The organism is Flavobacterium sp. K77 (assembly GCF_021608205.1).
Taxonomy (GTDB): Bacteria; Bacteroidota; Bacteroidia; order Flavobacteriales; family Flavobacteriaceae; genus Flavobacterium; species Flavobacterium turcicum.
Genome location: NZ_JAKIHO010000001.1, coordinates 770,060 through 792,342, shown reverse-complemented (window position 1 = coordinate 792,342; position 22,283 = coordinate 770,060). Strand labels below are relative to the sequence as shown.

At 36.3% G+C, this 22,283-nt stretch carries 20 protein-coding genes; 14 read left to right on the top strand and 6 right to left on the bottom strand.

The window, feature by feature from the left end; translation table 11 throughout:
• Window positions 1–43 precede the first annotated feature (43 nt).
• Entirely contained in the window at window positions 44–373 is a 330-nt protein-coding gene (locus L1S34_RS03495) for a hypothetical protein (RefSeq protein ID WP_236362846.1), read from the bottom strand.
• Between the two features lie 93 nt (window positions 374–466).
• Between L1S34_RS03495 and L1S34_RS03490 the strand changes: the two genes are divergently transcribed.
• From L1S34_RS03490 to L1S34_RS03465, 6 genes are all read left to right on the top strand, one after another.
• Window positions 467–643, top strand: a complete 177-nt coding sequence (locus L1S34_RS03490; protein WP_166133457.1) for a DUF5522 domain-containing protein — start codon at window positions 467–469, stop codon at window positions 641–643.
• 64 nt (window positions 644–707) lie between these two features.
• Window positions 708–2,759, top strand: coding sequence for a urocanate hydratase (locus L1S34_RS03485; protein WP_236362845.1), 2,052 nt, complete (start codon window positions 708–710; stop codon window positions 2,757–2,759).
• 45 nt (window positions 2,760–2,804) lie between these two features.
• Window positions 2,805–3,341 carry a DUF4136 domain-containing protein gene (locus L1S34_RS03480; protein WP_210788418.1) on the top strand — a complete coding sequence of 179 codons (537 nt, stop codon included), beginning with the start codon at window positions 2,805–2,807 and terminating at the stop codon, window positions 3,339–3,341.
• 59 nt (window positions 3,342–3,400) lie between these two features.
• On the top strand, window positions 3,401–3,799 hold the full coding sequence (locus L1S34_RS03475; protein WP_236362844.1) for a group III truncated hemoglobin: 399 nt from the start codon (window positions 3,401–3,403) through the stop codon (window positions 3,797–3,799).
• A gap of 46 nt (window positions 3,800–3,845) precedes the next feature.
• Window positions 3,846–4,982 (top strand): esterase-like activity of phytase family protein, encoded by a 1,137-nt coding sequence (locus L1S34_RS03470; RefSeq protein ID WP_236362843.1) that lies wholly within the window; start codon window positions 3,846–3,848, stop codon window positions 4,980–4,982.
• A 220-nt stretch (window positions 4,983–5,202) separates the two neighbouring features.
• Entirely contained in the window at window positions 5,203–6,960 is a 1,758-nt protein-coding gene (locus L1S34_RS03465) for an aromatic amino acid hydroxylase (protein ID WP_236362842.1), read from the top strand.
• 208 nt (window positions 6,961–7,168) lie between these two features.
• Here L1S34_RS03465 and L1S34_RS03460 read toward each other — a convergent pair whose 3' ends face one another.
• The 4 genes from L1S34_RS03460 to alaS form a co-directional block, all read right to left on the bottom strand.
• On the bottom strand, window positions 7,169–7,789 hold the full coding sequence (locus L1S34_RS03460; RefSeq protein WP_236362841.1) for a DUF4230 domain-containing protein: 621 nt from the start codon (window positions 7,787–7,789) through the stop codon (window positions 7,169–7,171).
• Between the two features lie 2 nt (window positions 7,790–7,791).
• Window positions 7,792–8,748: a GSCFA domain-containing protein gene (locus tag L1S34_RS03455; protein ID WP_236362840.1), complete on the bottom strand. Its 957-nt coding sequence runs from the start codon at window positions 8,746–8,748 to the stop codon at window positions 7,792–7,794.
• A 94-nt stretch (window positions 8,749–8,842) separates the two neighbouring features.
• On the bottom strand, window positions 8,843–9,610 hold the full coding sequence (locus tag L1S34_RS03450) for a hypothetical protein (protein WP_236362839.1): 768 nt from the start codon (window positions 9,608–9,610) through the stop codon (window positions 8,843–8,845).
• A gap of 116 nt (window positions 9,611–9,726) precedes the next feature.
• Window positions 9,727–12,360, bottom strand: a complete 2,634-nt coding sequence (alaS, locus tag L1S34_RS03445) for an alanine--tRNA ligase (RefSeq protein WP_236362838.1) — start codon at window positions 12,358–12,360, stop codon at window positions 9,727–9,729.
• Window positions 12,361–12,699: 339 nt separating this feature from the next.
• Between alaS and L1S34_RS03440 the strand changes: the two genes are divergently transcribed.
• The 8 genes from L1S34_RS03440 (at window position 12,700) to L1S34_RS03405 (ending at window position 20,310) form a co-directional block, all read left to right on the top strand.
• Window positions 12,700–13,677, top strand: coding sequence for a M23 family metallopeptidase (locus L1S34_RS03440; protein WP_236362837.1), 978 nt, complete (start codon window positions 12,700–12,702; stop codon window positions 13,675–13,677).
• Window positions 13,678–13,790: 113 nt separating this feature from the next.
• Window positions 13,791–14,123 (top strand): MerR family transcriptional regulator, encoded by a 333-nt coding sequence (locus L1S34_RS03435; protein ID WP_166133439.1) that lies wholly within the window; start codon window positions 13,791–13,793, stop codon window positions 14,121–14,123.
• 55 nt (window positions 14,124–14,178) lie between these two features.
• Entirely contained in the window at window positions 14,179–14,760 is a 582-nt protein-coding gene (locus tag L1S34_RS03430; RefSeq protein ID WP_210788425.1) for a LemA family protein, read from the top strand.
• 82 nt (window positions 14,761–14,842) lie between these two features.
• The gene (locus L1S34_RS03425; RefSeq protein WP_166133435.1) at window positions 14,843–15,280 is read left to right on the top strand and encodes a TPM domain-containing protein; all 438 of its coding nucleotides are present in this window, start codon (window positions 14,843–14,845) and stop codon (window positions 15,278–15,280) included.
• On the top strand, window positions 15,280–16,086 hold the full coding sequence (locus L1S34_RS03420; protein ID WP_236362836.1) for a TPM domain-containing protein: 807 nt from the start codon (window positions 15,280–15,282) through the stop codon (window positions 16,084–16,086). Before L1S34_RS03425 ends, L1S34_RS03420 begins: the two co-directional genes overlap by 1 nt.
• Window positions 16,087–16,188: 102 nt before the next feature.
• The gene (locus L1S34_RS03415) at window positions 16,189–16,602 is read left to right on the top strand and encodes an RrF2 family transcriptional regulator (RefSeq protein ID WP_166133432.1); all 414 of its coding nucleotides are present in this window, start codon (window positions 16,189–16,191) and stop codon (window positions 16,600–16,602) included.
• Between the two features lie 223 nt (window positions 16,603–16,825).
• Entirely contained in the window at window positions 16,826–19,423 is a 2,598-nt protein-coding gene (locus tag L1S34_RS03410; RefSeq protein WP_236362835.1) for a TonB-dependent receptor, read from the top strand.
• Window positions 19,424–19,569: 146 nt separating this feature from the next.
• The gene (locus L1S34_RS03405; RefSeq protein ID WP_236362834.1) at window positions 19,570–20,310 is read left to right on the top strand and encodes a DUF2490 domain-containing protein; all 741 of its coding nucleotides are present in this window, start codon (window positions 19,570–19,572) and stop codon (window positions 20,308–20,310) included.
• Between the two features lie 164 nt (window positions 20,311–20,474).
• Here L1S34_RS03405 and L1S34_RS03400 read toward each other — a convergent pair whose 3' ends face one another.
• Window positions 20,475–22,283: a hypothetical protein gene (locus L1S34_RS03400; RefSeq protein ID WP_236362833.1), complete on the bottom strand. Its 1,809-nt coding sequence runs from the start codon at window positions 22,281–22,283 to the stop codon at window positions 20,475–20,477.

Genomic DNA, 22,283 nt, shown 5'->3' with positions numbered 1-22,283 from the left:
TACAAGCTTTTTCAAAATCGTTTAATCAAATAAATAAACTGGACTAACTTAAAAAACGGAAGAAATTAAAAAGAGGTCGCTTTTCTAAAAACAATAAGTCGCGCTCGTGTGCATACGCCTCACGCTCAAAACTAATAGAACGGTAAGCGAGTTGCCATTTTTTTAGTTTGATTAAATGCCAACAAAATTCAATAGCGTACCACAAAAAAAAAGGAATAATTAAAAGCTCTAATTGCTGTCGCAGATGTATTTTTTCATGCTGTACCAACACCAGATCTTGTTTTTCACTTTTATCGTTAAAAATGATAAACGGAAAAAGAGTGATGCTGCGGTATCCTTTCGGAATTAAATATTTGGCCACAATCAAAAACATTCGCTTTAAAATTTATAAGTTTGTAGTGGGTCGGTGCTCTTTTAAAAGCTCGAATTAGCAACAAAATAAGACCCAATAAATCCAAATTGCACTATGACAAGCCAAAGTAATGAAAATAAATTAACAGAGGGCGAAGATTTCTATTATACTCCAGAAGGATACAAATGCTTTACCGAAAAACACCATTTAAAACGCGGTTATTGCTGTAAAAATGGCTGCAGACATTGTCCGTATGGATTTAATAAAAAAACAGGTACAGTAAAAAAGTAAGCGGTTTACAGTCTCAGTTTGCAGTCAAAAATTCAGGTAAAAACGAAAAAACACACATCAAAAAATGACTTTTCAAGAACAAATACTTCAAGGAATACCAACAGTTTTACCACAGCTTAAGCCGTATGACAGTGCCCGATTTGCTAATCCAACTGCATCTACAGCAATTAATCATGCTCCCAAACGAAAAGACATTTTATCAGATGATGAAAAAATACTAGCGCTTAAAAATGCCTTACGCTACTTTGAGCCACAGCATCACGCCGAATTACTTCCAGAATTTAAAGCTGAATTAGAAACTTTTGGTCGTATATACATGTATCGTTTTCGACCGGATTACGAAATTTATGCCCGACCTATAAACGAATATCCCGGAAAAAGTACGCAAGCAAAAGCGATCATGTTAATGATTCAAAACAACTTGGATCATGCTGTTGCGCAACATCCGCACGAATTGATTACCTACGGTGGCAATGGCGCTGTATTTCAAAATTGGGCGCAGTACTTACTTACCATGAAATACCTAGCCGAAATGACCGACGAGCAAACACTCAGCATGTATTCTGGGCATCCAATGGGATTATTTCCTTCGCACAAAGAGGCGCCGAGGGTGGTTGTTACGAACGGAATGGTGATTCCAAATTACTCTCAGCCGGATGATTGGGAAAAAATGAATGCTTTAGGCGTTTCGCAATACGGTCAAATGACAGCGGGAAGTTACATGTACATTGGTCCGCAAGGAATTGTTCACGGAACTACGATCACGGTTTTAAACGGATTCAGAAAAATAAAAAAATCCCCAAAAGGCGGTTTATTCGTTACTTCTGGATTGGGTGGAATGAGTGGCGCACAACCAAAAGCCGGAAATATAGCGGGATGCGTAACGGTTTGTGCAGAGGTGAATCCAAAAATTACTCATATTCGCCATTCGCAAGGTTGGATCAATGAAGTGATTGAAAATATCGAAGAACTAGTGCCAAGAGTTAATAAAGCTTTGGAAAATCAAGAAGTAGTTTCCATTGCTTATCTCGGAAATGTCGTTGATGTTTGGGAACGATTTGACCAAGAAAATTTGCACATCGATCTGGGTTCTGATCAAACTTCATTGCACAATCCGTGGGCTGGAGGTTATTATCCAATAGGCTATACTTTTGAAGAATCGAATGACTTAATGGCAAATAATCCTGCCAAATTTAAAGAAGAAGTTCAAAAAACATTACGTCGTCATGCAGCAGCCATCAACAAGCACACCGAAAAAGGAACCTATTTTTTTGATTATGGAAATGCGTTTTTATTAGAAGCTTCTCGCGCTGGAGCGGATGTACTAAAAACAAAAAACCTTGCTTCTCCTTCTCCTTCGGGGAAGGACGGGATGGGGCTTGATTTCAAATACAACAGTTACGTTCAAGACATTATGGGACCAATGTGCTTCGACTACGGATTTGGTCCATTCCGTTGGGTTTGCGCCTCTGGTAATCCAGAAGATTTAGCAAAAACCGATACAATTGCCTGCGATGTTTTAGAAGAAATGATGAAAAATTCACCTGAAGAAATACAGCAACAAATGGCCGATAACATCCAATGGATAAAAGGCGCTCAAGAAAATCAGTTGGTTGTGGGCTCACAAGCTCGAATTCTTTATGCTGATGCCGAAGGAAGAATAAAAATTGCCGAAGCATTCAATCAAGCTATTGCCCGTGGCGAGATAGGACCCGTAATTTTAGGACGCGATCATCACGACGTTTCCGGAACCGATTCTCCATACAGAGAAACATCAAACATTTATGATGGCTCCCGATTTACAGCCGATATGGCCATTCAAAACGTAATTGGAGACAGTTTTCGTGGAGCAACTTGGGTATCTATTCACAATGGCGGAGGCGTAGGCTGGGGCGAGGTAATTAACGGTGGCTTTGGTATGGTTCTTGATGGCACTAAAGAAGCATCAAGGCGTTTAGAATCAATGCTTTTCTGGGATGTGAATAACGGAATTTCCAGACGTAGTTGGGCGCGCAACGAAGGTGCCATTTTTGCAATCAAACGAGCAATGGCCGCGCAACCTTTACTAAAAGTGACCATCCCAAATGAAGTTAGCGATGATTTGCTCAGCAGTTAAAGTAAGAACATAAAATAAGTCCCATTAATATCAAACTGAAATACCATGAAAACAATTAAATTACTCTCTGTACTATTCGTTTTTGTATTGGCTTCGTGCGCCTCTGTTCGGGTGCAATCTGACTTTGATTCGAAAGTTGATTTTTCACAATACAAAACGTATGCATTCCATAAAAACGGAATTGATAAAGTCGAAATTTCGCAACTGGACAAAAAACGAATTCTAAACGCAATTGACGTTGAGCTTAGCGCAAAGGGAATGACTAAAAGCGAAAATCCTGATTTGTTAGTCAACATTTTTACCAAAGAAAGAGAAAGAATCGACGTTAACCAATTCAACATGGGTTGGGGTTACGGCTGGGGTTGGGGTTGGAATCCATTTTTATGGGGCGGCAACAACACCTTTGCATCTTCTAGCGTTGAAGGGACCTTGTTTATTGATTTAATCGACGCTAAAAAGAAAGAATTAATCTGGCAAGGAGAAGGCATTGGTAATATCACCCAGAATCGCGGTAACAAGGAAAAAAGAATCAGCGAATTTGTGAACCAAATTCTAGCTCAGTTTCCGCCTAAAGCGAAATAAGAACAACACTTAATTAAACGAAAAGTCTACCTTTGTGTAGGCTTTTTTTATACTTTATTATGACTACACTACACGATATACAAACATTGGATGATATTAAAATTTTGGTTAATTCATTTTATGCCAAAGTACAAAACGACGATTTGATAGGACCTATCTTCAATGCTAAAATAGGCGACAAATGGCCCGAACACCTAGACAAAATGTACGGCTTTTGGGAGACAATTCTACTAGAAGTACACTCGTATTCTGGTAGCCCGTTTCCACCGCACAAACATTTGCCTATTGGCAAAGAACATTTTAACCGTTGGATACAATTGTTTACTGAAAATGCTGATGCTCAATTTGCTGGACCGATAGTTGACGAAGCCAAATATAGAGCCAAAGGAATGGCCGATATGTTTCATTATAAAATTGATTATTTCAGAAACTTAGAACAGCAACAAAATAACGACTAAAACCAATTATCTTTCCATTTCAAAAGCTTTCAAACCTTACAAAATAATGATGCGTAACTCCATTTTCGCCCTACTTAGTTCCTTTTTATTTTTAGCCTGCGCGACAAATAAAGCAAGTTTATCAGCAGAAAAAGCGCCACAATTACGTTTCTTGAATCAAATTGAAATTCCGTTTAACACTAGTTTTCAAAACACAACGGTAGGCGGTTTATCTGGAATTGATTACGATGCTAAAAACGACTTGTATTATTTAGCTTGCGATGATCGCTCTATTTACCAAGAAGCTCGTTTTTACACTGCTTCCATCGCGATTCAAAACAACGCAATTAGTGAGGTCGCTTTTAAAAATACCTTTCGTTTGCAAAACGAAAAAGGAGAATCCTTTGCCAATTGGGAAACGACACCCAACCTATCAACCGATCCCGAAGACTTGCGTTACAATGCAAAAACTAAAAGTTTACTTTGGACTAGTGAAGGCGCTCGCGTGTTAAGCTCCGGGAAAAATGTGTTGCAAAATCCGGCCTTGACCATCATGGACACGAAAGGAACCTATGTGACCGAAATGAAACTCCCTGAAAATTTACAGGTGCAGGAGATTGAAAAAGGCCCAAGAAACAATGGCACGCTAGAAGGTTTAACTTTCGATTTCGATTATAAAAATTGCTTTGCCAATTTAGAAGAACCTTTGTTTGAAGACGGTCCACAGTCGAATTTAAACACCGGAGGTTTGATTAGACTATATCAATTTGATACCCAAAAAAATCAGAATATAGCGCAATTCGGTTATCGATTAGAACCGATTGCAAAAGCGCCATCGCCGGCAGGTGCCTTTGCTGTTAATGGTATTTCGGCCATTCAATATTATGGAATAAATCAGCTTTTGGTGGTAGAGCGCTCCTACTCAACGGGTACGCAAGCGTGCACGGTAAAAATCTTTTTGTGTGATTTAAAAAATGCGACTGATGTAAAAAACAGCACGTCACTGCTAGTAAACAGCATTCAATTAGCATCGAAAAAATTGATTTTGAATCTGGATGAACTCGGCATTTTTATTGACAATATTGAGGGAATTACCTTTGGCCCTCGACTTGAAAATGGCAACAGATCGCTAGTGTTGGTATCTGACAATAATTTTTCAGAGAAACAAAAAACGCAATTTTTGTTATTTGAAGTGATCGAGTAATAAATCGAGGCGACTTTTTTTGCAATACACGCCTAGCCCCAATTGAAATAGAAAGCTTTTTGCAAAAGCCGTTTTGATTTTTCTTGTTGCGGCAGAGCGACCAACGGAAGCTCCTGCCGAAACTGTAGAAAAACAAACGGATGTGCAAAAACTTGCCATGAAAAGCGGGAAATGGCTCCTGAAATTCGTATTTTTGCGGCTGAACTACAACGTTTTCGACATGAACTCAACTATAGAAAGCAATCCGTTATTAGACCGATTGCCAAAGCACTTACGACAATTTATTAAACCTCAAGATTATAGCGATTACACGCCCATTAACCAAGCGGTTTGGCGTTATGTGATGCGAAAAAATGTGGCGTATTTATCGAAGGTAGCCCACAATTCGTACCTAGACGGTTTGCAGAAGACAGGGATTGAAATTGACAATATTCCGAGTATGTACGGCATGAACCGTATTTTGAGCGAAATAGGCTGGGCTGCGGTTGCAGTTGATGGTTTTATTCCGCCAAATGCCTTTATGGAATTCCAAGCTTACAATGTATTGGTTATTGCATCAGACATCAGACAACTCGAACACATTGAATATACTCCAGCACCCGATATTATTCACGAAGGTGCCGGACATGCGCCTATCATTGCTAATCCGGAATATGCTGAATATTTGCGTCGATTTGGTGAAATTGGTTGTAAAGCGATATCATCGCACAAAGATTACGAAATGTATGAGGCCATTCGTTACTTATCGATTGTAAAAGAAGCCGAAGATACGCCTGAAGCCACTATTGCTGCTGCTGAAAAAGCGGTGGAAGATTTGCAAAATAATATGGGAGAACTCTCAGAAATGGCACAAATTAGAAACCTGCATTGGTGGACTGTGGAATACGGCTTAATTGGAACTGTAGAAGATCCGAAAATTTACGGCGCGGGACTACTCTCCTCGATTGGCGAAAGTGCACACTGCATGACTCCTGCGGTAAAAAAAATACCTTACGATATCTCGGCAGCTAACCAGAGTTTTGACATTACTAAACTACAGCCGCAGTTGTACGTAACACCAACATTCGCGTATTTGAATTTGGTTTTAGAAGAGTTTGCGAATAAAATGGCGTTGCGAACAGGAGGCTTGTCGGGGATTAAAAAACTTATTGATTCGAAAGCATTGGGTACCGTTGAATTGAGTACTGGCTTGCAGATTTCAGGTGTTTTCAGTTCGGTTATTGAGCACGATGGAAAACCGATTTACCTACAAACTACTGGAAAAACGGCATTGGCTTACCGCGAAAAGGAATTGGTAGGACACGGCACATTAACGCATCCAGAAGGTTTTGGTAGCCCAATTGGAAAATTAGAAGGCATCAACTTGGCTATTGAAGATATGAGTCCGAAAGACTTGAATGCTTACGATATTTTAGAATCGAAAACAGTTACTTTAGATTTTGAAGGCGGTATTAAAGTTACAGGTGAAATTATTACTGGATCGAGAAACCTACAGGGCGAAATTACTTTGATTCGTTTTAAAAACTGTACGGTTACGCATGGCGAGAGAGTATTGTTTCAACCAGAATGGGGCGTTTATGATATGGCAGTTGGGAAAAAGATAACATCGGCTTTTTCAGGACCTGCTGATGTCAATAGTTTTGATTTGATTACGCATTTGCCGTCGAGCAAAACTATTAAAGCCAAACAATCTGCTGAGCGCGATGATTTGGAAGTTTTGTACCAAACCGTTCGAAATATCAGAGTTACAAAAGATACACAAACTTCATTGGCTCCAATTTTTGAAAAGTTGCAAAATAACCATCCTAACGATTGGCTACTTGCAGTTGAAATCACAGAATTGTTACAGGAAAGAAATGAACCGCAGTTAGCTCAGGAAATCATGATGTATCTAGAACAATTGCAAAGTAAAAGACCCGAAGTAGCTCATTTGATTGCTGGTGGCTTAGACTTGATTTTTGACAAAGCGAAAGCTTAAAGCTATGAACCGTAAATTCGCAGATTTAAGAGATTTGGATTTGGTATCGGAAAACATTTGAAAAAAATTTAACCGCAGATTCGCAGATTTATCTCAAACAAGATAGAGATGAATTTTGTGGAAGAAAACAGTTTAATAAAAATTTAACCGCAGATTCGCAGATTTTAAATTATTCTAAAAATTTGCGAATTTGCGGTTTTTCTTTGCTTTACATTTTGATTTTTTGTCCGAAGTCTTTTTCGGTTTCAATTACTTGACCGTCATATTTCAATGTCCAACCCAACTGACTCGTGGTAATCAATAACTTGGACAACTCACTAATTAATCGGTTTTGTGCGTTAGTTTTCAAGGACGATTTTTCAATTTTTTTAGCCAAATTGGCTTTTACCGACTTGTTGATTTTATTGTAATCGTCACCCGTGAAAGGATTTAATTTACTTTGTTCGACGTCATAAAATTGAATATCGGGGCTGATTTTGATTTCTTCCTTTGGAATTTGAACAATCGTAATGATTTTGTTAATGGAATCAATATCGTATTTCATTAGGTGCAAATCGTAAGCTACAGTAACATCAGCATTAACCACAACCAAGGCTTTTTTCTCAAAAGAAAGCATATCCATCAAATATTTCTGTTGGTTTTTATAAGTAATCACCTCAGAAAAATGCCCTTCAGTAACCACTAATTTCCCAACATTTAAAATTTGTTGCTGAATAAGATTGGTGTTATACGTAATATCTTGATCTTCGTTTTTCTTGAAGTCGCAGAATTTAAACAATAAAAATATGATTAGAGCTGCTGCGATTCCGATTAATATTCTTTTAAACATAATTAAAATTTCATGAATGAGTATTGAGATTCTAATATAGTTATTTTTTCTCTGACTTTGGCTTGAAATTTCAAATGACTTTCTGATTCGGGGTTGAATGGCTTGTGCGCAAGGCTTTTTTGGACACCTTCTACCTCATCCATAGTTGACCAAGCTTTTTCGGAAATGACCGCATCTACAAATCGTTTCCAGATGTAACTAATGGCTGTTTGATTGGGATGCAACATATCATCGGCATAAAAACGATAATCACGCAATTCATCCATCATGATTTCATACGAGGGAAAATAAGCCCCCTCCGCCCCCGAAGGGGGAACTTGCAAAACAGTATGCAAAGCAGAAATTAAATTGGCTTTGCTCCTTTGGTTTTCAACAAAACCGTCTTTGATGTGTCGTACTGGTGAAACTGTAAAAATTAGTTTGCATTCCGGATTTAGAGTACGAATTAAATTTACTGTACTTGTGATACTTCCTTGTATTGTTGCAACAGTAAGCAATTCTTTCTGAAATTGTTTTTGCGGTACTTTATGACAATTTGCTACAATTTTTTGGCTTTCGATATGACGATATACCCACGAAGTTCCATAAGTGATAATGCAATGGCTTGCTTGCATGATGTATTCGTGAACGGATACAAGAATTGCATTTAGCGTACCCAACAATTCGTCTTTGTTTGATGTACTCAAATCAGAATGCGCATCAAAGCAATGCCAGCGTTCGTTATGAAAAAAGACATCGTCAGCAGTAAATTTCTTTTCAGAAACAGCCAACTCGATAAGTTTTTCAATTGCTAGTGGATGAAAGAGAATTCCAAATGGATTACAGCTATTTTGAAATTTATAATAGTCTAATTTTTCAGCCATATTTACAGCAAAACAAGAACCTATTGACATGATTTTAGAAGTGTAATCAATAAGGAATTCATTTTTAGGAATGGGAATTGGTGTAGTAAACTGCATAGAAAAAATTTAAACTAGTATTGCTTTTGTATTATGGGTACAAAAAAAGCCCTTTTTCAAAACATCGAAAAGGGCTTTTGATAAAGTTTTATCTTTAATAAAAATAGGTGACTTTTAAATATTCTCGATCATCAGGTGCGTCTTCGAAAATCTGTTCAATAAGATAATTGTCGTCATCATATTTCATTGTACAACTGTACATGTTAGCAGAAGATGTCACACTGTCGTCAGCAAAAACAGTCGAGTTTTCAACAACCGTCATAATACCGTTATTGGCAGATATTAAAGCAAAATGATCTAGTAATTTGCTAACACCTGCAATCTGGTTCCAAGGGTTTTTAAATTGATCGTAGTTTAAGGTAATTAATTCAGTGCTTTTACCTCCTTTTTGATCTACCACAAAGGTTTTTTTATTTGTAATAATGTTTGCGGATTTCACAGTCAATACGCCCATATATAAAGGTTTTTCTTTTTGATCTTGTAGTTCAAAACCTTCATAGTTAATTGTTTCATCCGTATTGTATTGGTAGCGCACCACTTTTTTATCAGATGATTCAACACGGGCCAACTTACCATTTTGGTATGTGTAATTGTAAACCGTTACCTTATTATTTTTCTTATCTGTAGTTTTAATCTGCGAAATTAAACTATCAACATAAGTGAAATCATTGCGAACCAGCTCGCTGTTTGTATTTACAAGTTTATCTCCTTGGTACTTAAAAACAGTGGTTACTGTCTTATCGTCTGCAGTGGTTTCAACTATTTTATTGACTAATTTTACCTCTCCATTTTTCTCTTGGCTACAAGAAGTAAAAAGCAAAACCAACAAACCAATAAGCTGTACTATTTTTAATTTTTTCATTTCATTTAAAAGTTGCAACTGCATTTTTACAGTTGATTAACTGTTTTATTTGCAGCACTTCAAGCTGTCAAAGCTACACAAAATAGCTCACATTTAAAAAATTTTAACTCTTTGCCTTATTGTACAAAGGCAATTGCTTGTTCTAATGCTTGTTGGATTCCGTTTGCATTTTTCCCTTTTCCAGAAGCAAAAAAAGGCTGTCCGCCACCATTCCCGTCTATTAATTTTCCTAATTCTCTAATTACAGTTCCAGCGTTCAAGCCTTTTTCTGCAACCAATTCTTTTGAAATGTAGCAATGGATGTTAGGCAAACCTTCTTCAATTGAAGCTAAAAACACGAATGAATTTGGTTTAGCAGTTCCAATAGCTTGCGCCAAATCTTTGGTAGAACTCATTGATAAATCAACTTGTTTTGCCAAAAAGTTAATACCGTTTACCTCTTGAAAATCAGCAACCAAAATATTCTTTAATCCGTCGATTTTCTCTTTTAACAATTGCTCAATCTGTTTTTTCAGCTTCGCATTATCGTCTTGCAATGAAGCTACCGATTTTAAAACATCTTGTGGATTTTTCAAAGTTTCTTTGATTTCTGCCAAAGTATTCTCTTGATTTTGGTAGAAATTTTTAACCGCATCACCTGTTATTGCCTCAATACGACGAATTCCTGCTGCTACTGCACCTTCGGAAATAATTTTGAAATGCCAGATTTCGGCGGTGTTTTTTACGTGAATTCCACCACAAAGTTCTTTGCTTTCGCCAAATTCAATCATTCGAACTGAATCGCCATATTTTTCTCCAAACAAAGCCATTGCACCTTTGTTTAATGCTTCTTGAATTGGAATATTACGGTGTTCTACCAATTGTAATTGTGCTTCAATTTGAGCATTCACACTTGCCTCTACTTGACGTAATTCCTCATCTGAAACTTTAGAGAAGTGCGAAAAGTCAAAACGCAAATAGTTTGGATTTACTAACGAACCTTTTTGCTCTACGTGCGTTCCTAAAAGACTTCTCAATGCCAAATGCATCAAGTGTGTAGCCGAGTGGTTTTTAGAAGTTGACGTTCTTAAATCCGTATTTACTTTTGCTACAAATCTAGCTTCGATATTTTCTGGAAGCTGTTTTGCAAAATGTAAAATCAGATTATTTTCCTTTTTCGTATCAATGATATCAATCGTTTGGTTTGCCGAAACCAATGTTCCTTTATCACCTACTTGTCCTCCACCTTCTGGATAAAATGGCGTATTGTCTAAAACAATTTGATATAAAACACCATCTTTTTTAGAATCTACTTTACGAATACGAGTGATTTTTACTTCGTTTTCTGTTTGGTCGTAACCCACAAACGTCTCTACATTTCCAGGAATCAACACGGTCCAATCTTCGGTTGAAACTTCAGATGCAGCACGCGAACGATTTTTTTGCTCTTGCATAGAAGCATCAAATTCAGCCTCGTTGAAAGACATTCCTTTTTCTTTTAAAATCAGAGCCGTTAAATCTTTTGGAAAACCAAAAGTATCGTACAATTCAAAAGCTTTTGCTCCTGAAACTTCATTTCCTGATGTTTCAGCAACCACTTTGTCTAACAATTGTAATCCTTGATCTAAAGTTCGTAAAAACGACGCTTCTTCCTCGCGAATTACATTGGTAACCAATTGTTGTTGTGCTTTAATCTCTGGGAAAAACTCTCCCATTTGGTCTGCTAAAACAGCAACTAATTTATTGATAAAAGGTTCTTTAGTATCCAAAAATGTAAATCCGTAACGAATTGCACGACGCAAAATTCTACGAATCACATAACCAGCACCTGTGTTGGATGGCAATTGTCCGTCAGCAATAGCGAAGGCAACCGCACGCACGTGATCTACAATAACACGAATGGCAATATTGGTTTTCTCCTCGTCTGCGCTCGGAGTGACAGTATTGTCTACATATTTAAAACCTGTAATTTGTTCTACTTTTTCAATAAGTGGCGTAAAAACATCAGTGTCATAATTGGATGTTTTGCCTTGTAATGCCATACACAAACGCTCAAATCCCATTCCGGTATCTACGTGCTGTGCTGGAAGTTTTTCAAGAGATCCATCGGCTTTACGGTTAAACTCCATGAATACATTATTCCAGATTTCAACAACTTGTGGGTGGTCATTATTCACCAAACTTTTTCCTGATACCAAAGCTTTTTCCGCATCGGTACGTAAATCAACGTGAATTTCAGAACATGGTCCACATGGTCCTTGGTCGCCCATTTCCCAGAAATTGTCTTTTTTGTTTCCAAGAATGATTCGGTCTTCATCAATTAATGTTTTCCAGATATCCCAAGCTTCTTGGTCAAAAGGCACATTATCTTCTGCGCTGCCTTCGAAAACAGAAACATATAAATTTTCTTTTGGGATTTTGTACACTTCGGTTAAAAGTTGCCAAGCCCAATTGATAGCTTCTTTTTTGAAATAATCACCAAAAGACCAGTTTCCTAACATTTCAAACATGGTGTGGTGGTAAGTATCAAAACCTACATCCTCCAAGTCATTGTGTTTTCCTGAAACGCGCAGACATTTTTGAGTATCGGCAATTCGGTTGCTTTTTGGAGTTCCGTTACCCAAAAAATATTCTTTGAATTGGGCCATTCCTGAGTTATTGAACATCAAGGTAGGATCGTCTTTTAAAACGATGGGCGCCGAAGGCACAATTAAATGCCCTTTGGATGCGAAAAACTCTAAAAACTGCTTACGTACTTGTTGTGATGTCATTTTTTTAATTTAAAAATTTAAAGATTTAACAGTTTAAAGATTATTTAGAATTGAATTTTTCAATTTTTTAATCATTAAATCTTTTTGTTCCTTTTGCCCCAGATAGTAGCGAAAAGCGTTGTGAAATGAAATTTATTTTTTCTTGCGCTGGCAGAGCGACCAACGGAAGCTCCTGCAAGGGCAATAGAAAAAACAATTTCATGAAACAACCTTGCAGCGGATAGCTGGATTGGGCACATTGTATTATTAATTCCTGAAAAAAGGCGGTATCGAATGAAACATTTCTTAAATTTGTTCGACTAACCCTTTACAAAGCGCAAAAATAGGGTATTTTAAAATATGTCGAAAGTAAAATATTATTACGATTCTGAAAATCTAGCCTATAGAAAAATAAAAACCAAAAAAAGGCAAAAAATAGGTGTTGCATTGCTTTTTGTAGTTGCCGCAGCTTTGTTTGGTTTTTTGAGTTTTATTGTATTGTTGAACACTCCTTATTTTGAAACGCCAAAAGACCGCTTGCAAGCTCGTGAAATTGAAAATTTGAAACTAAATTATGCAATTTTAAACGAACGCTTGGATGAAATGAGCGATGTTGTTGCCGCAATTGAGGACAGAGATAATAATTTGTACCGCGTGTATTTTAACAAAGCTGCAATTCCGGATTCGATTAGGAAAGAAGGTTTTAAGGATAACAATCGTTACCAATTGCTTGCCGGATTTGACAATTCGGAGTTGGTAAAATCAACCACCAAAAAAGTAGATGTTTTGAGCAAACAACTTGCCATACAATCAAAATCTTTGGATGTCATTTTGAAGCTTGCCGATGCGAAAAGTGATTTTTTGTCAGCCATTCCTGCCATTCAACCGGTGCGAAACGAGAATTTAAAACACATGGCATCTGGTTTTGGATATCGAACAGATCCTTTTACGAAAGCGCGAAAAATGCATGAAGGAATGGATTTTACAGCAAAATCAGGTACTCCCATTTACGCCACTGGCGATGGAGTTGTGGCAAAAGCAGACAATACTGCCTCGGGTTACGGCAATCATATTGTAATTCGGCACGGATTTGGATATGAAACTTTATACGCACACTTGAGCAAATACAACACTAGAGCTGGGCAACGTGTGAAAAGAGGCGATGTTATAGGATATGTTGGCAGCACAGGACGTTCAGAAGCGCCACATTTGCATTACGAAGTTCATAAGGATAATAAAGTAGTGAACCCGCTTAATTTTTATTACGGAAATATTTCGGCAGTTGAATATGTGGTTATTGCGCAGTTAGCAAATCAAGAGAATCAGTCGTTGGATTAAAAGAGTGAGTTGTGAAAAGTGAATCGTGAGATGTGAATTGTGAGGAGTGAGGAGTGAGAAGCGAAAAGTTTAGTTTCAAAGGGCGGAAATAAAAAATTATAAAATAAATAAAAATGCAAATTGATTTACCAAAAGACAAACGATACTACAGCATTGGCGAAGTGGCCAAAGCGTTTGATGTAAATGCATCGCTTATTCGGTTTTGGGACAGTGAATTTGATATTTTAAAACCCAAAAAAAATGCAAAGGGCAACAGAATGTTTACGCCTGAGGATATTACCAATTTGCAATTGATTTATCATTTGGTAAAAGAAAGAGGTTTTACGCTTGAAGGAGCAAAAATTCATTTGAAAGAAGGTCAAAAGAAAACCTTAGATAAATTCGAAATTATTAAAAAACTAGAAGCAATTAGAAATCAATTAACTAATATTAAAAACGAACTTTAGCGTGACGCTAGGAGTACCAAACAATTAAAACAAATAAACATTAAATTAAACAAACATGAGAAGATTTTTGCCTTGGATTATCATTGGAGGATTAGTTGTACTTGCTATTATGTACTACATTAACGTAACTAACGGAGCTGTTGTAGTTGATCAAGCAGTTAAAAAAGAATGGGGTAACGTGGAGACTTCGTACCAAAGACGAAATGATTTAATTGGTAACTTGGTAAATACGGTAAAAGGTGCCGCTGATTTTGAAAAAGAAACACTAACAGCGGTTATTGAAGCTCGTGCCAAAGCTACTTCTGTAACAATTGACCCAGCTAACGTGAGCCCAGAACAATTAGCAGCTTTTAACTCAGCGCAAAGCGGTGTGAGCAGTTCATTATCTAGATTATTAGTTTCTGTAGAACGCTACCCTGAATTGAAAGCAAATTCTAACTTCATGAAATTGCAAGATGAATTGGCTAGTACAGAAAATCAAATTTTAACAGCTAGAACTCGTTTCAACGAATCAGTAGAAGTATACAACAACTATGTTTTGAAAAATCCTAGAAAATTGTTTCTATCTGACTACAAAGAAAAAGCTGCCTTTAAAGCCGTTGCAGGTGCTGAAAAACCTGTTGAAGTAAAATTCTAAATCCTATTTTTAATTTTGAATAACGATTTTTGATTGCAATCTTGCAGTTAAAAATCGTTATTTGTAATTCAATCCCTTTCTTATGTCAAAAGTAGAAGATTTGTTGAGCAGTGCCGAAGAGCAAGAAGTAGTAGCAGCCATTTGCAGTGCTGAAAAAAATACCTCAGGAGAAATTCGAGTTCATATTGAAAAAACTACTGATCAAGATCCATACGACCGCGCTATGGATGTTTTTCATGAGTTGAAAATGGATGCAACCGAATTGAAAAACGGCGTATTGATTTATTTGGCAGTAGAAGATCGCAATTTTGTTATTTGTGGCGATCAAGGCATCAACGAAGTGGTTCCAGATGATTTTTGGGACTGTACGCGTGACATCATGGTGGCGCACTTCAAAAAAGGCGATTTCAAACAAGGCTTGATTGATGGCATTCACCGCGCAGGCGAACAATTACAACGCTACTTTCCTTGGCAAGAAGGCGATACAAACGAATTATCAAACGAAATCTCAAAAGGATAATGAATCTATATCCAAAAAATATCTTAACTACACTTTGCTTTATTGGTTTCTTACTGATAAGTTTTGTAGCAAATGCTCAATTTACTATTCCGGCTAAACCAGATTTACAAACATCCGTATACGATTATGCTAATGTTTTGAGCAGTACCGAAAAAGCACAATTAGAGCAAAAACTCATCCGATATTCTGATTCGACCACTACGCAAATTGTAGTCATAACCATTGAAAGTTTAAAGGGCGAAGATGTGAGTTTACTCGCTACCAAATGGGCACAAAATTGGGGAATAGGTGGCTCAGCTCAAGATGATAATGGCGTGATTGTTCTTTTGGCTAAAGCCGAAAAACGAATTGCAATTAATCCTGGATATGGATTAGAGGACCGATTAACTGCTGGTATAGGTGGTGAAATCATTCGAAATATTATTGTTCCCGAATTTAAAGCCGGAAGTTTTTACAACGGTTTAGACAAAGGAACGGATGCCTTAATTGACGTTTTTAAAGGAAAATACAAAGGCAAACGCGTTGAAAAAAAATCGAGCAAAGGCTTTCCTATTGGACCCATCATTTTAATTGTGATTGTTTTAATAATTATAGCATCGCGCAGTAAAGGCAACCGAAATAATGGCAACAACGGTGGCGGAGGCATTGGCTCTTCCCTACTCGATGTGATAATTTTAAGCAACCTTGGCCGTGGTGGCGGAGGTGGATTTGGCGGTTCTTCAGGTGGAGGCTTTGGAGGCGGCGGCTTCGGTGGTGGTTTTGGCGGAGGCGGTTTCTCTGGCGGAGGATCTAGCGGCGGTTGGTAAACGCTACAGCTATTTTAAGACTAAAATAATTTCCTTTATAATTGAAACACTCTTATTTTATGCCACGTATAAATAAGAGTGTTTATTTAAAATTAGATTTTCATGCTTTCACAAAAAGCCAAATATGCTTTAAAAGCCCTTTTATATTTAGCACAACAAGAGGACACACACGTGTCAAGAACTCTTGAAATTGCTGACGCCGCTTCTATTCCGAAAAAGTTCTTGGAACAAATACTCCTAGACCTCAAACGCGGGCATTTTGTAGGTAGCAAACAAGGAAAACTTGGCGGCTATTACCTTTTAAAATCTAAAAATGAAATCACTTTAGCGGATATCCATCGGCTTTTTGATGGTGCAATCGCTTTACTGCCTTGCGCCTCTTTAAATTTTTACGAACGCTGTTCTGACTGTACTGATGAATCAACATGCGCCTTACGTCACGGGCTAATTGTCATTCGTGAGGAAACACTCAAAGCCATGCAAGGCATCACTATTGCTTCGTTAATACATCGTTAAAAAAATATATTTTAAACTCGACTAATTTTATAGAATTTATATATATTTGCATCGAAATATTAATAGTAACTCTATTTAAAGCAAGATGAAAAAGATGCAAGTACAAAAATCCTTAGAAGTTTTCAAAAAATTAAACCCCAAATCACCCCTTTGTATGATGTGTATGTGTTAGAAATAAAAAAAAATATTTTAAAACTCTACTAATTACATATATATACTATAAATGAAAAATACTTATCTAAAACTAAGCACTACTTTATTATTTTTTCTAGTTTTCTCTACTTCTTTTGCGCAAGTACTTCTTGAAGGAAAAGTAAAAGACGAACAAGATGCGCCAATTGAAGGTGTCAACATCGTGCTCAAAGGCACCACAAACACTACTACAACGCTAGCTGATGGAACTTTCAGTATTGAAGCAAAGTCACTTCCTTTCACGCTGATCGTGCAATACGCAGGCTACAATACCAAAGAAATTAAAATTACCGAATTGCCTACCAACGTAAAACCGCTGGAGATTATCATTTCGTACGGAGAAGAAAAAGTACTCTCTGAAGTGGTAGTTACCTCTCGCAGAAGAATAGAAAAAGCACAAGATATCCCAATTGCTGTATCTGTAGTAACCGGAAAACAAGCAGATCAAGCAGGTGCTTTCAACGTAAATCGTGTGAAAGAATTGATTCCTTCGGTACAATTGTACTCCTCCAATCCTAGAAATACGGGTATCAACATTAGAGGACTTGGTTCGCCTTACGGACTTACTAATGACGGAATTGATCCTGGTGTTGGTTTTTATGTTGATGGTGTGTATTATGCACGTCCAGCAGCCACCACTTTAGACTTTGTAGACATTGACCGCATCGAAGTATTGCGTGGACCACAGGGATCACTTTTTGGCAAAAACACAACCTCAGGTGCTTTTAACATAACCACCAGAAAACCAAGTTTTACAGCTGGTGCTGATTTTGAAGTAAGCTACGGAAATTACGGTTTCCTTCAAGCTAAAACATCAATAACAGGTGCGTTAAGTAAAAAACTGGCTGGTCGAATCTCATTTTCTGGAACACAAAGAGACGGATTAATTGATAATGTAGCTACTGGAAGACCTACAAATACTTTAAATAATCAAGGAATTAGAGGCCAATTATTGTACAATGCTTCTGAAAACACAAACATTTTATTCGCAGCTGACATCACCACACAACGTCCTGATGGGTATGCGCAAGTAATAGCTGGTGTAGCGCCAACGCAAAGAGCTGCTTACCGCCAATTTGATGCCATCATTGCTGATTTGAATTACCAACTCCCAAGCAGAAATGCTTTTGACCGTAAAATTGATCACGATACACCTTGGCGTTCTGGACAAGATTTGGGCGGCGCATCGCTTAATGTAGATACTAAAATAGGTAAAGGAACTTTGACCTCAACTACAGCATGGCGTTTTTGGAACTGGGATCCTTCCAACGATAGGGATTTTACGGGACTTCAGGTTTTGGCGAAATCACAAAACCCAGCCAGACATACGCAGTTGACACAAGAAATTCGCTATGCTGGACAAGTATCTTCTAAATTAAGCGGAGTAATTGGTGCCTTTTTTATCGATCAAACGGTTAAGATTAGAGGAACAGAAGAATCTGGGAATGCACAATGGCGTTTTTCTCAATCGCCAGTAAACTACAACAATAATGGGGTTTCAACTCCTGTGCCGCTTGCTAGATGGGCTGAACCAGGATTACTTGAAGGCTACGAAATACGCACCATTGCTGATATTCATGCTGTAAGTGCGGCTTTGTTTGGTCAATTAGATTGGCAAGTTACCGATAGATTGCACATTCTACCGGGATTACGTTACAATTATGACAAAAAGGAATCAAATTACGACCGTCAAACGTACGGTGGTTTACAAACCAATGATCCACAATTATTGGCAATAAAAAGAGCGGTGTACACTAACCAAACCTTCTCTGCAAACAAAGATAAGTTTGACTTTTCAGGAAATATAACGGTGAATTACAAAGCGACTGATAAAATTAATGGCTACGCTACTTACGCTAAAAGTTACAAGCCAGTGGGTGTAAACGTAGCCGGATTGCCTACTCCTGCTGCAGGACAAACTTTAGCTGATCTTGCCGTCATTAGACCCGAAGATGTAAATCATTATGAAATTGGGATAAAAACCTCTCCGTTCAAAAGAGCTATTTTAAACCTGACTTTGTACAATACAGATATCAAAGATTTCCAAACCAATGTACAGGCAGCTGAATTAGGAGTTAATCGTGGTTACCTAGCCAATGCAGACAAAGTACGTGTACGAGGTGCCGAAGTGGATGCTAGTTTTGTAGTCAACGAACATTTTACTTTTAACGGGGCGTTGAGTTACACGGATGGTAAATATATTAAATTCACCAACGCTCCACTGCCTCTTGAAGAAACGGGAGCTCCTGTATCTTTCAAAGATGTGTCTGGAACTACTTTGCCTGGTGTTTCAAAATGGGCCGGAAGTTTAGGCGGAGAATATACCAAATCAGCTAAGTTTTTTAGCAACTTAGGTAAATTCTTTGTGGCAATTGACTCGTATGCACGTTCTGAATTTTCATCAAGTCCATCAGCTTCAAAATACTTGGTGGTTCAAGGATATGCTATCTTTAACGGTCGTTTCGGATTTAGAGCAACCGAAGGATTATCTGTAAACTTTTGGGGTCGAAACCTCTTGAACAAAGATTACTTTGAGCAATTATTACCAGCTGGCGGAAATGCTGGGCATTATGCTGGTGTTTTAGGCGACCAAAGAACTTACGGAATTACCTTGAAATATTCGTTATAAACAACAACTTCAGTCTTTTATAACACAGCACCGCTATCCTATAAGTTAGCGGTGCTTTTTTTTTATGGGTAATAAATTGAATCAACAAATACGTAACTACTTTAAAATGGTTGACTTTGTGTACATTTGCAACCATTTTAAAACTAATGACTCAAAAATTCCTTTTCTTTTGTACACTACTCTGTTTGGGGTTGCAAGCTCAAACCGTAAAAAAAGTAGACCATCAAAGTATTGTATGGACGCGCTATTACAACCAATTGCTGTTGAGTGAAAAATGGTCTTTACATTCTGAAATTGACAACAGAGTTTTCACAAAACCGATTCAGCAAAACGTTTACGTGTTGCGTGTGCAAGGACGTTACAGAATAAACAGCTATCTTGAAACAGGTGCTGGTTTGGCTCATTTTTCGGTTACTACACAAGTACCCGAAATCAATCCCGAGTTTAGAATTCCGGAATACCGCGGGCAACAAGACTTGACTTGGAGAATCAGCGGCAAAAAAACAGTAATTAATCAACGTTTTCAAGTAGAGGAACGTTTTATTCAGAACGCGAATTCCTCAGGATTACTACCTGGAAGTACTTTTTCATGGCGTTTTAGATACCGCCTACAAGGAGATTATACCTTTTGGAAAAAAGAAAACCAAGCTATAAAAGCCATTCTCTCTGATGAAATCATGTTCAATGCTGGAAAATCTAACCGTAAAAACACCTTTGACCAAAACAGAATTTACGCAGCGATACATTTTCAAGCTAGCAACCATTTTTCGTATGAGTTAGGCTACCTCAACAGTTATCAAAGGCGACCTAGCGGTGTTGACTTTTTTGATCGCGATATTATTCGATTGAGTGTTTTTCATCGTTTGAATTGGAAAAATAAATCCTAAAAAAAATCCCGAATTTCTTCGGGACTATTGTTCTCGTGATATAGCAGATTTGGAACTAAATTAAGCCCATTCTTCGGATTTGCCAAATCTTCCAAATACAAACCAATTTTTCCATTAAGCCAAATACCCAAATTGCTTGTAGCGTGTGTTGTGAGAAGTGATTTTTAGTTTTCAATTTTAAAAATAGCATACTTACTTTTGTCAAGTATATTAAGCTCAAATTTGAACAAGATTTTAATGTTAATTGAATTTTCTTCCAAAACTAAAATTTCTTCTTCTGAATATTCAATTCCATCTCTTTTTTTCCATTCGGATGATTTCTTCGCTTTTTCAATTACTTCTGCCTTAATAGGTTCAGTAATTTCAATTAATAGTTCATTGTTATACCAATTATCTTTTTGAAAAATTTTATATTCTATTGTGTTAAGATCTATTATAAAAACGTAATCTTTTAGCTCGTAGTTGTTGAAAACAGGAATGTTTTTATATTTAGATCTACAAAAAGGAATGTTTGTTTGAGTTAAATACTCTATATCATTTTGGGAATTGTTTAAAATATCATTACTTATCCAATTGGAAAAAATAACAACTTTCGTTTTATCTTCCAAGGAGCTAATATATCTATCAACTTCTTTTTTAAGTTCATCTCTTTTTAAAATTATTGCTCTTTCTTTTTCTAATAAAGATAAGAAAAATTGTTTGTTTACTTCTCTTGCAGTTTTATTACCAAAATCAGTAAGTCCATAAATGTTTTGATAATTTTCACCATCAATGAAAGCAAATTTTGATTTTAACATTGTTGTAAAAAATCCAATTCCATCTTTTTTGAAAACATTTGGTAAATATTCTACTCGATCGTAAAATTTCAATAAAGTTGGAACTATAGAGTTATTATCCCAAATATTACCTACATTTTTCTTAAAATCATCAATTTTTGTTGTGGATAATGGAATCTTTGATATTTCTTTATAATAAATAATTTCCTGTTCTTTTTTTAATATTTTAAAGAACTCAATAATTCGTGTTTTACTATAATCAAAACTATCATTACTTTGTTCCAAAGTAAAATTGTTTGTATAAAGTATTGAAAACCACTTTTTTTTATTTTTTTCAATAACTTCTATATTCTTTATTATATCATCTAATTCAAATCGAAAATTTTTAAGAATATTAATTTTTTTTATATCTACACCATAGTTTAAAATATTATACTTAAAAAGCATAATTGTAAAACCAAAGTTAAGCCAAGTTGACGGCATTAATAACCAAGTGGCTTCGCCAATTATAGGCTCTTCGATTTGCCAATCTCCACATTCCCACAAACCTTTATCGACATCAGTTTTATATTTAAAAAAAGAATTTATTAATTCTTCTCTATAATCATACGTTTGACTTAAGATATCTTCAAGTAGTTTTATATTATAATCTTTTAATTTAATTTTATTATTTTGAAAAAGATAAAATTGCCAAAATAAAATTGTGAAAGCAAAGCTAAAATTGTAATAATTATCTTTATAGTCGTTAAACTTGTATAAGCTCTCACTTATTTTTTTTAAAATTAAATTATAATTTTCATTATTTTTTTCATCTATGATTTTCTTAATTAATGATATTAATGCAAAGTATGATATTTCTAAATATTCATTATCAATTTCATCAGTGTAACTAATAAAAGAAATATTTTCTGTAAATCGAATTGTAAAAACTTCCATTAATCTTTTTTTACTTTCATTACTAAGATGAGAATAGATGTTTGAAGGTATTCTAATTAATTGATTATATGTTGTAGTTGATTTTTTTACTGATTTCAATATTAAGTCATCTCTTAAAAAAAGAATGAGTTCTAAATAAACTTCATCATTATTTTTTTTTGATGCCGTGATAATACTTTCTTCAATTTTATAAATTAGTTGATTAACATAATCAATACTATTTGGTTCAAAATTATTTCTATATTTATTTTTATATTGCAT